This window comes from Erythrobacter sp. HA7-11, from assembly GCF_055693605.1.
On record NZ_JBVFUF010000002.1, the window covers coordinates 2,438,351 to 2,451,139 of the forward strand.

The following is a 12,789-nucleotide window of genomic DNA, read 5'->3' on the forward strand; positions in this document are numbered from 1 at the left end:
GGCATTTGTCGGGTCGTTTTCTCTGATGCTGATCGGTTCTCTTTTGGGAGATCTTGCGACGGGCATGTTCTGGATTCTCACGTTTGCTTATGCATCTGTCGGACTTTTCTGGGCTAGCATAGTCGCTCTCCCCGTACTGATTTTCACGGAAGTCAAAAGAATAGCCAACTGGCAATTCTACGTGATCGCTTGCGCGATCTCTGCCCCAGCGTTTCTCTGGATGATTGGCTCCTCGATGACCCCTGCGGCTTTAGCTTTCTTTGGGTTTGGTGCTGCCGTGGCTGGCGCTACCTACTGGCTTATTGCATGGCGTATCTTTCCGCCTATTGAGACCGCTGAGGAGCGGCAAATTTCATGAATCAAGACGTCCTAACCCGAAAATCCGCCGCGATCGGCCATATCACTTTGAACCGGCCCAAGGCGCTGCATGCGCTCACGCTCGATATGTGCCACGCCATGAGCGCGGCGCTCTCCGAATGGGCGGGCGATGATGAAGTGCAGGCGATCATCCTCGACCATGCCGAGGGGACGCGCGGTTTCTGCGCGGGCGGCGATATCGCCATGCTGCGCGATAGCGCGCTGAACGATGGCGGAGTTTCGGGCCGCAAGTTCTTCCACGACGAGTACCAATTGAACCACCAGATGTTCACCTATGAAAAGCCGATCGTGGCATTCATGGATGGCATCACGATGGGCGGCGGGGTCGGCATTTCGCTTCCGGCCAAATTCCGCGTCGCGACCGAGAACACCCGCTTTGCCATGCCCGAAACGGGTATCGGCCTGTTTCCTGACGTCGGCGGCGGCTGGTATCTCTCGCGCCTGGGCGGTCGGATCGGCCAGTTCCTCGCGCTCACCGGTGCGCGGCTGGATGGATCAGAAGCTCTGTGGGCGGGCCTCGCGACGCATTACGTCCCGAGCGAGATGCTGGACGATATCAAGGCACGGATTGCCGAACGCCCCGGACGTATCTCCGGCATCCTGTCCGAACCGGTGGGCACACCGCCAGAGGCGCGGATCGAGAAGAACGCGCTTAAGATCGCGAAGCACTTTGCCAGCGACAGCTACGAAGACATTCTCGCCAGCCTCGAGGCAGAAGTCGAGAGCAATGAGAATGGCGGCGCGGAATGGGCGCAGAAAGAGCGTGACACGCTCGGCACCAAATCACCGCAGACTTGCAAAGTGGCTCTTCGCCAACTCGCGAAGAGCGCGAACCTCGACGATTTCGCCGACAATATGCGGATGGAATATCGCATCGGCAGCCGCGTGCTGACCCGCCCCGATTTTGCCGAGGGCGTACGCGCAGTGATCACAGACAAGACACACGATCCCAAATGGGATCCGGCGACTCCGCAAGATGTGAGCGAAGAGCTGCTCGATGCGATCTTTGCTCCGCTGCCGGCTGACGAGGAATGGAAGCCCCTATGAGTTACGAAACAATCACCGTCGAAACCAACGCGCAGGGCAACACGGGCGTCACGCTGATGACGCTCAATCGGCCAAAGGCGCTCAACGCGCTCAACTCCAAAGTGCTCGAAGAGTTGATTGACGCTTTCGCCGCCTACAATGCTGATGACAGCCAGCTGTGCGCGGTGCTGACCGGATCGGGCGAGAAGGCCTTTGCCGCAGGAGCCGACATCAAGGAGATGAGCGAGAAGGCCGCGGTCGATTTCTACCTCGACGATTTCTTTGCGCCGTGGACGTCCGAGATCGTCAAGAAGACCCGCAAGCCCTGGATCGCGGCGGTCAACGGCTTCGCGCTGGGCGGCGGGTGCGAGCTTGCCATGATGGCCGACTTTATCATCGCGTCGGACAATGCCAAATTCGGCCAGCCCGAAATCAAGCTGGGCGTGGCCCCCGGCATGGGCGGTTCGCAGCGCCTCACCCGCGCAATTGGCAAATCAAAGTCGATGGAAATGTGCCTGACGGGCCGGATGATGTGCGCAGAAGAAGCCGAGCGCGCAAATCTGGTGGTGCGCGTTGTGCCGCAAGCGGACTTGCTAGGCGATGTGCTCAAAACCGCCGCGACCATCGCTTCAATGCCGCCAATGGCCGCAATGGCGAACAAGGAAATGGTCAATGCAGCGTTTGAAAGCTCGCTGGATCAGGGTCTGATCATGGAGCGCCGCATCTTCCAGATCCTGACCGCCAGCGAGGACAAGGCCGAAGGCATGGCGGCGTTTATCGAGAAGCGCGAGGGCAATTGGAAGGGGCGGTAATCCTTCACATTGGTTTGCTGCTCGGCGGCATATGGCTAACGATTGCCAACTTTCGCGCGTGGCGAAAGTTTAGCCGATTCACCCCTCCTTCAAGGGGGTGGACCGCAAATGGCCAAAGGCTGGGAACCTATGGAGCGATGGGAGCGCTGGCCATTGGAGGGTTTGGCATGATGCTGTTCGGCATCATCGGCTTGCTGAGTTGATTGGGAGAGTGACATGAAAATAGCCTTTATCGGCCTCGGCAATATGGGCGGCGGGATGGCCGCGAACCTCGTGAAAGCGGGGCACACGGTCAAAGCGTTTGACCTGTCCGAGGATGCGCTTGCCCGCGCGAAAGAAGCCGGGTGCGAAACGTTCTCTAATGTGCGCGATGCGGTCGAAAGCGTGGAAGCAGTCGTCTCCATGCTGCCAAGCGGCGCGATCGTGAAAGACGTTTACACCAGCGATGTGATCGGCCACACGCCTCACGCCGCGACTTTGATCGACTGTTCGACCATTGATGTCGCCTCCGCGCGCGAAGTCGCTGAGGCCGCGCATGCGGAGGGCTACAAGTTCGTCGATGCGCCCGTCTCTGGCGGGATTGCAGCAGCTAATGGCGGGACGCTGACCTTCATGGTCGGGGGTGAGCATCACGCATTCGACGCGGCTGAGCCGATCCTTTCCGCGATGGGCAAGGCGGTGATCCATGCTGGCGCTGTCGGTGCGGGCCAAACCGCAAAGATTTGCAACAATATGCTGCTTGCGATCACAATGATTGGCACAGCCGAAGCGATGAAAATGGCCGAAAAGCTCGGTCTTGATCCGCAGAAATTCTACGAGATCAGCTCGCAAAGCTCGGGCTACAATTGGTCCTTGAACGCCTACACCCCGTTGCCAGGTGTCGGTGTCGAAAGCCCTGCCGACAATGGCTATGCGGGCGGCTTTGCGACACCGTTGATGGTCAAGGATTTGCGGCTGGCAATGGAGGCGGCGGAGACTGCCGATGCGGCGGTTCCTTTGGGTTCGCGCGCGGCGGCGCTCTATGAGGATTTCCTCGGAGCGGGCAATGAAGCGCTCGATTTCTCTGCGATCATCAAGACCTATTGATTTCAACGATTACCGCGTCGAGCCACTCGCGCGGAGCCTGTCTGCGCCCAACATCAGCGACGAATTCCTGACCGCGCGCAACGCTTTGCAGCTGGCCGCGTTTGGCCCAGCGCGAAGGCCGGTCGTGATAGGATAGTCCGCCAGGCTTCAGCCATGCAGGCCGCCGCCACAAGGATGGGTTCGCGTCTGGCATGGTGAGCCGCAGAGTATTGCCGGCATGCGAGGCTTGCCGCCCCTCCCCGCGCCAGATCACATCGTTGGAGCCATGCAGCGCCAGCGCGTGCGGATGGCCCACATCCACGCATTCTTCAGGCACGCCAGCGGTTAGCGCTAGCATCTCTTCGACCTTCAAATACCCGAAAATGCGATGATGCGGTCTTTCGCCCTCGGCCCTGAACAAACCAAAGAAGACGAACACATCGCCCAGCCCGACGCCCTGCCGCTCCAGATGCGTTTGCGCCGCACCGCATTGGCCGAACCAGCAGGTTCCATCCGCTCGAAACATCGGATCGTGGTGGCAAGGATCGACCGCACCCAAATTCCCCCTGCTCGCCTGCGAAACCAATTCGCCAAGCCCCAAATCGCCATAGGTGGTCACGCTCGCCGCACCTGCCGGGATCGGCAGACTGATCGTGCCGACCATTGACTATCGGCGACGGACCACCGCCAGCCGCGCTGTCAAACCCCTTGCGAGAAAAGATAATTCGCATGGCGCCCCTCATGGCGAGCGATCCAGTGTTGCACAACACTCGTCGCACCCCACTTTGCGCAGGCTGGGGTTTGCCGCTAGAGGCGCAGAGAAGGACGGAATTAGCGAATGAGCGAACCTCAAAAAGTCACCGCACTCATTATGGCGGGCAAACGCTCGGGCGTGCTCGATCCGCTGGCCGAGCGCGCAGGCGTTGCGCAAAAATGCGTCGTCCCGGTCAACGGCACACCGATGATCGCCCGCGTGGTAGAGCAAGTCGCCGCCTGCGAGCGCGTTGGTGCAATCCGCATTGTCGCGCATGAGCCAGAAGAGATCGCCGCGCTTCCCGTGGTCGCGAAACTGCTCGAAGAGGGCCGCCTGACCTTCGCCGAAGGCAGGTTCAACATCGTCGACAGCGTTGTTTCCGGTGCTGAGGGCGTCCAATTCCCGCTGCTGATCACAACCGCAGACAATTGCCTCGTCACGCCCGAGGGCTATGGCGAGTTCATCGAGAAAGCGCTGGCCGAAGAAGCAGGAGCCGCTGCAGGCCTCGCGCGCAAGGAAGACGTACAGGCCGCAGATCCCGAGGGGCAGAAAAAGTTCTACGAGTTCAAGGATGGCGGCTATTCCAATTGCAACATGTATTGGATGGGCAGCGAGAAGGCGCTGAAAGCCGCCGAAATCATGCGCGAAGGCGGGCAGTTCGTGAAGTTCCCCGCTCGCATCATCAGGGCATTCGGCCTAATGAACCTGATCCGCTTCCGACTTGGCACAGGCTCGAAAGAAAAGCTGTTCGCGCAGATTTCGAAGCGCTTCGGCATCAAGCTCGTCCCGATTGTGCTGAGCAAAGGGCAGTATGCGATCGATGTCGATAACGAACGCACCTTCGAGGTGACCGAGCGCTTGCTGATCAAAACCGAAGGCAAACGCGGCTAACCGCCCGTTCGAGCCAGCAGGTGAAGCGCCTCTTCCAAAATATCGGCTGGCTGCTGACGGGGCGCGGTTTCAACGCGGCGATGAGCCTCGTTTACCTCTATCTCGCAACCCATACGCTGGGGATCGAGAATTTCGGCTATTTCGCAATCATTGTGGCGCTCGGACAAACCGTCACGGGTCTCGCCAATTTTCAGACCTGGCAATTCATCGTGCGGTGGGGCGCAAATGGCGAAGGCGCGAGTGAAGCTACTGGCTTTGCCATCGCGCTCGATATTCTGTCTGTCCTGATGGGCGCGGTGATCGCCGCCGGAGTGGTTTGGACGGCACAATTGTGGCTCCCCCTGCCCGACGAGCTGCTATGGCTCACCTTCGGCTATTGCATGATCTCGCTGCTCTCGATCCGAACGACGCCCACGGGACTGCTGCGGCTGAAGTTCAAGTTTGCGACCGCGACCGGCGCAGAGGCGGTGCAACCCGCCATCCGGGCGGCTGGTGCGGTGCTCGCCGCATTATTCATGCCCAATGTCGCAGGTTTTGTACTCGCCTGGGCCGCCGCCGAAGTGGCGGTCGCCATCGCGCTATGGGTCGTCGCAACACGCGGCGCGCCGATTGACTGGAGCAAAGTCAGCCTTAAGCGCATCCCGCAAAAGCACTCCGATGCCTGGCGTTTCGTTTGGTCGACCAACATGTCGGGCAGCCTCACCATCGCAGGCAAGCAGGTCATCATCCTGTTGGTTGGGACGTTTGGTGGAGCTGCGCTTGCAGGTGGCTTCCGCGTCGCCGCGCAATTGGGCCAAGCCTTGGTGGTGCTCGCGCAGACCATTTCCAAAGCGATCCTGCCAGAGCTGGTTCACGACGAGAAAAACGCGGTCGATATCGCCCGCCGCATGGCCAATATCGCCGTGGTCGCGGGCATTCTAGCGGTCGGTATGGCGCTGCTGTTTGGCCGCTGGGGCCTTGAGACAATTGCCGAAGAAGATTTCTCCCGCTTCTATTGGGCGATGGTGATCCTTTCGATCGCTGGCGCGGTTGAGCTGGTCGGGGCGAGCTTGGAGTCGCTTCTGGTTTCGGCGGGCAAAGCGCACACGGCATTCCTCGTGCGGCTCGTACCCACTGTGCTCGCGCTGCTTCTCCTCAACACCGCGATCCAGTGGGACGGCGCAAAAGGCGCAGCCTTCGCGATGCTCGGATCAAGCTCGCTGGCGGTGATCGGCTTCTTCGTAGCGGTACTGAACATGCGCGAGATCAAGATCGCAGTCGATCCGAACGGCAAACTCGCGAGCCCGGCACAGGAGAACACTCCCGCGACCGAACCAGAACGCCGCGACGCTTAGGCGCGCGCTTAGTCTTCCGGTTCACTCCAAGCGAGCTTTGGCTTGCGAGCCGCCGCCGTCTCATCGAGCCTGCGACGCGGCGCATAGTATGGCGCTTGCTTCAGGCTCTCATCGCCCGCCAGCGCCCGCTCTGTCACGCTGCGGAACGCAGTGATGAACTGATCAATGCTCGCCTTGCTTTCCGTCTCGGTCGGCTCAACCAACATCGCGCCATGCACCACCAGTGGGAAGTACACCGTCATCGGGTGATAGCCTTCGTCGATCAGACCCTTGGCCAGATCAAGGGTAGAAAGACCGCCGCCGAAATCCTTATCGCCGAACAATGCCTCATGCATGCATGGGCCGCTATCGGCGAAAGGCGCATGGAGAATATCCTCCAGACTGCGCAGGATGTAATTGGCGTTCAATACCGCGTCTTCAGCGACCTGCTTCAGGCCATCAGCACCGTGGCTGAGCATATAGGTCAGCGCGCGGGTGAACATGCCCATCTGTCCGTGGAACGCCGTCATTCGGCCAAAGTGCTGCAATGGTCCGCCAAAATGCTCTTTGGCGAACTCATCTGCCTGTTCTTCCTCGACCAAATGCACCACGCCGTCTTTCGTGCGCGCGGTGTAGGGCAGCGGCATAAAGGGCGCGAGCGCTTCGGACAAAACCACCGGCCCAGAGCCGGGGCCACCGCCGCCATGCGGGGTTGAGAAGGTCTTGTGCAGGTTGATGTGCATCGCATCGACGCCAAGGTCGCCGGGGCGAACGCGGCCCACGATCGCGTTGAAGTTCGCGCCGTCGCAATAGACGAAACCGCCCGCTTCGTGGACGGCATCGGAGATCTCGCGGAAGTCTTTTTCAAACAGGCCGCACGTGTTCGGATTGGTGATCATCACCGCTGCGACGTCAGGGCCAAGCCGCTCTTTCAACGCGACGACATCAATGCGTCCTTCCGGCGTCGCGGGGATATCTTCCACCCGGTAGTTGGCGAAAGCCGCGGTCGCCGGATTGGTCCCATGTGCGCTTTCCGGCACGAGCACGACTTCACGCGCATCGCCGCGTGCTTCGAGGGCAGCGCGGATGCACAAGATGCCGCAAAGCTCGCCATGTGCGCCCGCCTTTGGGCTCATCGCAACGCTGTGCATGCCGGTTAGGTCGATCAGCCAATGCGCAAGCTCGTTCATAACTTCGAGCGCGCCCTGCACCGTCGAAACCGGTTGCAGCGGATGAATATCTGCAAAGCCGGGTAGCCGGGCCATCTTTTCGTTAAGGCGCGGATTGTGCTTCATCGTGCAGCTGCCGAGCGGGAAGAAACCCAGATCAATGCCGTAATTCTGGCGGCTGAGGCGAGTGTAATGCCGGACAGTTTCCGGCTCGGTCAGGCCGACGAGGCCGATTGACTCCTCGCGCTCAAACCCGCCGAGGCGATTGGCATGGCCCGTGTCGATCTCGGGCAGGTCAACGCCAGTGGTCTCCGCATGGCCGATTTCGAACAGCAACGGCTCTTCGAGCATCAGGGCGCGGTTGCCGGTGGTCGTTTCGGGGCCATTGTGCATGCCATCATCGGCAGCTTCCATCGCTGGTTTCCAGCCGGATTTGTTGGGCGCGTTCATGACAGCACCTCCTCAAGAGTGGTCGCGAGGGTTTCGATATCATCCTCGGTGGTGGTCTCGGTCACCGCGATGAGCAGCGCATCGTTCAGCGCCTCTACACCAGGATAAAGCCGGTCAAGCGAGACGCCGCCGAGCACGCCTTTATCGGCAAGTGCGCGCACCACTTCGCGCGCCGGTCTGCCGCCCAGTTGCACCGTGAACTCGTTAAAGAACGCATTGTTCAGCAGGGTGACGCCACGGATTTGCGCCAAACGATCAGCGGTCTTGCACGCGAGACGATGGTTTTCTGCAGCCAGCTCGCGCAAGCCTTTCTCACCCAGCAGTGTCATGTGAACGCTGAAGGCGAGCGCGCACAGGCCTGAATTGGTGCAGATGTTCGACGTCGCTTTCTCGCGACGAATGTGCTGCTCGCGGGTCGAGAGCGTCAGCACAAAGCCGCGCTTACCCTCTGCATCGGTGGTTTCACCGCATAGCCGTCCCGGCATTTGGCGAACATGCTTGGGGTCACGCACGGCAAACAGGCCAAGATAAGGCCCGCCGAATTGCAGGCCGACGCCGATGGACTGGCCTTCGCCCACGACGATATCCGCGCCCATTTCACCGGGCGATTTGATCGCGCCCAAGGCCACCGGCTCGGTGTTGACGACAACCAGCAACGCGCCCTTTTCATGAGCGGCATCGGCGAGTTCGGTCAGGTCCGGGATGCGGTCGAGGATGTCGGGATATTGCACCACGACACAGGATGTTTCGTCATCGATGCGGCTTATGAGGCCAGAGTTGTCCGGCTCGGTCTGGATCGCGGGCATCGCATCGGCAATCGTGTCGCCGGTGAATTGCGCCATCGTCTTCACGACTTCGCTGTAATGCGGATGCAGCGCACCAGAGAGCACCGCGCGTTTGCGGCGCGTGACGCGGCCCGCCATGGCGACCGCTTCCCAGCAAGCGGTCGAGCCATCGTAGAGCGAGGCGTTGGCGACCGCACAGCCATAAAGGCGCGCGACCTGCGTCTGAAACTCGAACAGCATTTGCAGCGTGCCTTGCGCGATTTCAGGCTGATAGGGCGTATAGGCGGTCAGAAACTCGCCGCGCTGGATCACCGTGTCGACGCTGGCCGGAACATGGTGTCGGTATGCGCCCGCGCCAAGGAAGAACGGCGCATCACCCGCGGCCAAATTCTTGCTGGCGAGCTTTTTCATATGCCGCTCGACCGCCATCTCGCTGGCGTGCATCGGCAGACCGCGGATCGGGCCATCGAGACGCGCGACTTCGGGCACATCGACGAACAGATCGTCGATTGAGGACGCGCCGATTTTGGCAAGCATATCGCTGCGATCGGTGTCGGTGAGAGGTAGGTAACGCATCTAAAATCTCGCTAAAGAATCAATGTGATGGAGTGAGGTCGAATATCGTCGCATCGGTCCAAGCATCCGAATTGCGTGCCGCTGTCGTCAGGAGGCGCTCTCCAAGTGGCGTTGATTTCTCCCCGAACGACAACTTCACTGAACTGCATGAAGATCGCTCGAGTATCGAAATCGTCGTTGCCGCCGATCCCAAGTGCGCGATCAAAAGCTGGCATCCATTCTTCGTCTGGAAGCTCTCGATAGGCAGCGACCTTTTTCGCATCATCCAAAGTGCTGAATATAGCGCAATTGGTCCCGCCACACTCACCTAACCAGCCCGTCACCTTCACGACCTTTCCATCTAGCTTGCTGTCCTCTGCTGAAATGTCAGCGAGGACCTCAGCCACGGTGTATGCATCGTCGGGCGCCGACATAGCGCAGCTCCCCAAAAATAGCGCTAAGCAAGAGATCGTGAGCGCGTTTCGCATCACAAATTATCGACAAACGCCTTATACGCCTTGTCGTCCATCAGACCGTCGAGCTCGCTGGCATCGCCGATGGTCATGCGGAAGAACCAACCTTCCTCCTCTGGCGAGGTATTGACCAGCGCCGGATCATCTTCGAGCGCGCTGTTGGTTTCCATCACTTCGCCGGTGATCGGGGCGTAGACATCGCTGGCCGCCTTCACACTCTCGACCACGGCCGCCTCGCCGCCTTTTTCGACCTGGCTGCCGGTTTCAGGCAGCTCGACAAACACGATGTCGCCCAATTGCTCCTGCGCATAATCGGTGATGCCGACGGTGGCGCTTTCGCCTTCGACGTCGATCCATTCGTGTTCATCGGTAAAATAACGCGGCATTCAATCAGCTCCCTCTGAAATAGCGGTGAGGCACAAAAGGCATCGGTGAAACGGTAGCGGGCAGGCGTTTTGAGCGGACTTCGATTTCCAGCTCGGCGCCGTCCGCGGCGCGGTCGGGCGTGACATAGCCCATCGCAATCGGATGACCGAGCGAGGGCGAGAAGCCGCCGCTGGTCACGATGCCGATTTCTTCGTCGCCGGCAAAGATTTTGGCCCCTTCGCGCGCTGGCATGCGGCCTTCAATCGACAAGCCGACCCATTTTCGAGCCGTCCCGCCCACAATCTCGCGGCGAATACGCTCTGCGCCGGGAAAGTCGCCTCCGGCTTCGGTGCGGCGGCGCTTGTTTATTCCGAAAATCAGCCCCGCTTCGATCGGGCTCGTTTCTGGCGACAGGTCATGCCCGTAGAGCGGCAGACCCGCCTCCAGCCGCAAAGAATCCCGTGCGCCCAGCCCCACCGGCTTCACTTCCGGCTCGCCGCAAAGCAGCTCTGCTACTTCCTCCGCCACGTCGGAGGCAACCGATATCTCGAACCCGTCTTCGCCAGTGTAGCCCGCCCGCGCAATCGTCGCCAGGTGGCCTGCAATCGTGAACCGGCCAAAGCGCATGAAAGTCAGATCAGAGAGTTGATACTCGCCATCCGTGTGCCGCGCGAGCGCGGCTGCCGCCTTTGGCCCCTGCAAAGCGAGCAGCGCGTGATCTTCCATATGGTGGAGCGTGATTTCATCGGGCAGATGCTCGCGCAAATACGCAATGTCGTCGTACTTGGTCGCGCCGTTCACCACCAGATAGAGCGCGTCGGGCCAGCGCGAGACCATCAGATCATCGAGCACGCCACCATTCTCGTCGAGCAGAAGCGAATAACGCTGGCGCCCCAATTTCAACGTCGAGAGGTCGATCGGCAGGATGGCTTCGACCGCTGCGTCCAGTCCCTCGCCAGACAGCAATAACTGCCCCATATGCGAGACATCAAACAGCCCAGCATTGGTGCGGGTCCATTCATGCTCGGCCTTGATGCCGTCATACTGGATCGGCATTTCATAGCCCGCGAACGGGACCATCCGGCCTCCGCGCGCGCGATGCCACGCATCCAGCGGCAATGCCTTCAGCGGCAGGTCTTCACCTGTATCTTCTGGTATTTCATCGCTCAAAACTTCAGTCCCCGCAGCAGGCAAAACAACGCACCAAAGCGGCGCGTCGTTCCAACTTGCCCCCTCTGTCGGGTAACCTGAGAGCTTAGCAGGGTCGCAAACGACCCGGCCTTCCCCTTCGGTGGCCATGCGATTGCTCACATTGGCGCTTTCCAGAGTGCCCATTCCAGCGCGGTCCGTTTGCCTGAGAGTTTCCGGGGCGGTTGCTCCTTCGGCGCCTTGGCTGAAATCTCAGCCAAATCTCTCCCGCGAAAGATGCCAGAATCACTTCTGACGGGCATGCGTCATGTTGCGCATGCGAAGGGGTGCGTCAATCTCCGCCAAGCATTATCCGGGAAAACGCGAAACAATCGTGCGATCAGTTGGAGGTTTGCTCCGCGAGCAGCGCCTGAGCGCGCTTCATCAGGTCTTTTTCGCGCTGTGAGAACCCGCCCTCGTCTTCGGCCCCTTGGCGCGGTGGAACGGCGGTGGTGAAGTAAGCTATTCCCGTGCCACCGACTGCGTCGAGCCACAGCCCTGAACGAAGACCATAGGCTTCACCTGCATGGCCAATGCGCGACAAACCGTCATCGAAGAGCCCATCGGAACACGTTTCTTGGGGGGCCTCAATCATTTGAACGCCAAGTCCGTAAACACAAAAGAACTCCTGTCCTGGCTCAGGTTTATGCATCATCGAAAAAATAAACATGCCAAGTGAGTCAAATGACAGGAAACTGTCGGTATGGCGTTTGGTCAATTCCTGCCCGATCTTGGCCAGATCCATCATACCGATCCGCACCCCGCCTTGGGGCGAGAAGATCGAGGCATTGGTGCCCGGAACGTAGCTCGCAAGGTCGCATTCTGTGCCTTCCGCAATGGGAACAGTGCAATTGGGCGGCAGATCGCTTGGCTCATCGCGGGCCACATCGCCAGTATCGCGATAGAGCGTGACCGCGCGGGCGATCATGTCGTCATCGCAGCCCACCCAATTCAGGCACGCTTTGACATCCAAGGGAGCAAATACCGTGCGCTCCAAAATGCGGTCAAATCGCTCACCTGTGGCCGCCTCGAGTACGGTCGCCACAACAGGCGAGCCAAGGTTAGCGTACTCAAAAGGCGCTTCGCCCGGCGGGCCATCAGCATACCACGCCTCTGGCTCGGCAAGTTTCGCCTCCAGGCTTTCGCCGAGCGGGATCACATAGCCCGCATTATCACGCAGGCCAGATCGGTGAGAGAGCAATTGTGCGAGCGTCACCTTGGCATCGGGAAAGTTTGGATTGCGTACCTGCCAGCCGAGATAGTCTGAGACATCGGCATCCAGATCGACCTTGCCCTCATCGACCAGCCGCAAGGTTGCCAGCGCCATGATCAGTTTGGAAATGCTGGCAATGCGCACTGGGTCGTTGGCTTCGACCGGCTCTCCGCTGTCGCGATTGCGCACACCTTCGACTATCAGCGGAGTTATACTGTCGCGATCAAACGCTACCACTACGGTTGCTGGGCGCGTATCCACTTCGGGCCCGGTGTCTGGCGTGGTGGCGCAGGCGGTGGTGGTCATAGTGAGCGCAAGCGTCGCGGCGATCAGTCTGGCAATCATGATCGG

At 60.0% G+C, this 12,789-nt stretch carries 13 protein-coding genes, 1 pseudogene and 2 riboswitches; of the genes and pseudogenes, 6 read left to right on the forward strand and 8 right to left on the reverse strand.

Annotated elements, in window-relative coordinates; genetic code table 11:
• The first annotated feature begins 25 nt into the window (after positions 1-25).
• From ACZ1GU_RS12465 to mmsB, 4 genes are all read left to right on the forward strand, one after another.
• Positions 26-358 carry a hypothetical protein gene (locus tag ACZ1GU_RS12465; RefSeq protein ID WP_472648299.1) on the forward strand — a complete coding sequence of 111 codons (333 nt, stop codon included), beginning with the start codon at positions 26-28 and terminating at the stop codon, positions 356-358.
• Complete coding sequence (locus ACZ1GU_RS12470; protein ID WP_472648300.1) at positions 355-1,425, forward strand: enoyl-CoA hydratase/isomerase family protein; 1,071 nt, start codon at positions 355-357, stop codon at positions 1,423-1,425. The genes ACZ1GU_RS12465 and ACZ1GU_RS12470 overlap by 4 nt, the downstream gene beginning before the upstream one ends.
• Positions 1,422-2,216 carry an enoyl-CoA hydratase-related protein gene (locus ACZ1GU_RS12475; protein ID WP_472648301.1) on the forward strand — a complete coding sequence of 265 codons (795 nt, stop codon included), beginning with the start codon at positions 1,422-1,424 and terminating at the stop codon, positions 2,214-2,216. The genes ACZ1GU_RS12470 and ACZ1GU_RS12475 overlap by 4 nt, the downstream gene beginning before the upstream one ends.
• Before the next feature lie 216 nt (positions 2,217-2,432).
• Positions 2,433-3,302, forward strand: coding sequence for a 3-hydroxyisobutyrate dehydrogenase (gene mmsB, locus ACZ1GU_RS12480; RefSeq protein WP_472648302.1), 870 nt, complete (start codon positions 2,433-2,435; stop codon positions 3,300-3,302).
• On the opposite strand, the gene ACZ1GU_RS12485 is transcribed toward mmsB, so the two are convergent.
• Both ACZ1GU_RS12485 and ACZ1GU_RS12490 read right to left on the reverse strand, forming a co-directional pair.
• On the reverse strand, positions 3,289-3,945 hold the full coding sequence (locus tag ACZ1GU_RS12485) for an Nmad3 family putative nucleotide modification protein (RefSeq protein ID WP_472648303.1): 657 nt from the start codon (positions 3,943-3,945) through the stop codon (positions 3,289-3,291). The genes mmsB and ACZ1GU_RS12485 overlap by 14 nt on opposite strands.
• Positions 3,946-3,970: 25 nt before the next feature.
• A pseudogene (locus ACZ1GU_RS12490) lies at positions 3,971-4,024 on the reverse strand (hypothetical protein); the annotation flags it as partial.
• A 95-nt stretch (positions 4,025-4,119) separates the two neighbouring features.
• Between ACZ1GU_RS12490 and ACZ1GU_RS12495 the strand changes: the two are divergent.
• Together ACZ1GU_RS12495 and ACZ1GU_RS12500 are read left to right on the forward strand one after the other, a co-directional pair.
• Entirely contained in the window at positions 4,120-4,926 is an 807-nt protein-coding gene (locus tag ACZ1GU_RS12495; RefSeq protein WP_472648304.1) for an NTP transferase domain-containing protein, read from the forward strand.
• A 20-nt stretch (positions 4,927-4,946) separates the two neighbouring features.
• Entirely contained in the window at positions 4,947-6,260 is a 1,314-nt protein-coding gene (locus ACZ1GU_RS12500) for a lipopolysaccharide biosynthesis protein (protein ID WP_472648305.1), read from the forward strand.
• An 8-nt stretch (positions 6,261-6,268) separates the two neighbouring features.
• Here ACZ1GU_RS12500 and gcvPB read toward each other — a convergent pair whose 3' ends face one another.
• From gcvPB to ACZ1GU_RS12530, 6 genes are all read right to left on the reverse strand, one after another.
• Positions 6,269-7,858, reverse strand: a complete 1,590-nt coding sequence (gene gcvPB / locus ACZ1GU_RS12505; protein ID WP_472648306.1) for an aminomethyl-transferring glycine dehydrogenase subunit GcvPB — start codon at positions 7,856-7,858, stop codon at positions 6,269-6,271.
• Positions 7,855-9,219: an aminomethyl-transferring glycine dehydrogenase subunit GcvPA gene (gcvPA, locus tag ACZ1GU_RS12510; protein WP_472648307.1), complete on the reverse strand. Its 1,365-nt coding sequence runs from the start codon at positions 9,217-9,219 to the stop codon at positions 7,855-7,857. The genes gcvPB and gcvPA overlap by 4 nt, the downstream gene beginning before the upstream one ends.
• 11 nt (positions 9,220-9,230) lie before the next feature.
• On the reverse strand, positions 9,231-9,632 hold the full coding sequence (locus ACZ1GU_RS12515) for a hypothetical protein (protein ID WP_472648308.1): 402 nt from the start codon (positions 9,630-9,632) through the stop codon (positions 9,231-9,233).
• A 53-nt stretch (positions 9,633-9,685) separates the two neighbouring features.
• Positions 9,686-10,057, reverse strand: a complete 372-nt coding sequence (gene gcvH, locus ACZ1GU_RS12520) for a glycine cleavage system protein GcvH (RefSeq protein ID WP_472648309.1) — start codon at positions 10,055-10,057, stop codon at positions 9,686-9,688.
• 4 nt (positions 10,058-10,061) lie between these two features.
• Entirely contained in the window at positions 10,062-11,207 is a 1,146-nt protein-coding gene (gene gcvT / locus ACZ1GU_RS12525) for a glycine cleavage system aminomethyltransferase GcvT (protein ID WP_472648310.1), read from the reverse strand.
• 61 nt (positions 11,208-11,268) lie between these two features.
• Positions 11,269-11,367, reverse strand: a riboswitch (glycine riboswitch).
• Between the two features lie 2 nt (positions 11,368-11,369).
• Positions 11,370-11,466, reverse strand: a riboswitch (glycine riboswitch).
• Positions 11,467-11,565: 99 nt separating this feature from the next.
• On the reverse strand, positions 11,566-12,783 hold the full coding sequence (locus ACZ1GU_RS12530; RefSeq protein WP_472648311.1) for a serine hydrolase domain-containing protein: 1,218 nt from the start codon (positions 12,781-12,783) through the stop codon (positions 11,566-11,568).
• Positions 12,784-12,789: the final 6 nt, after the last annotated feature.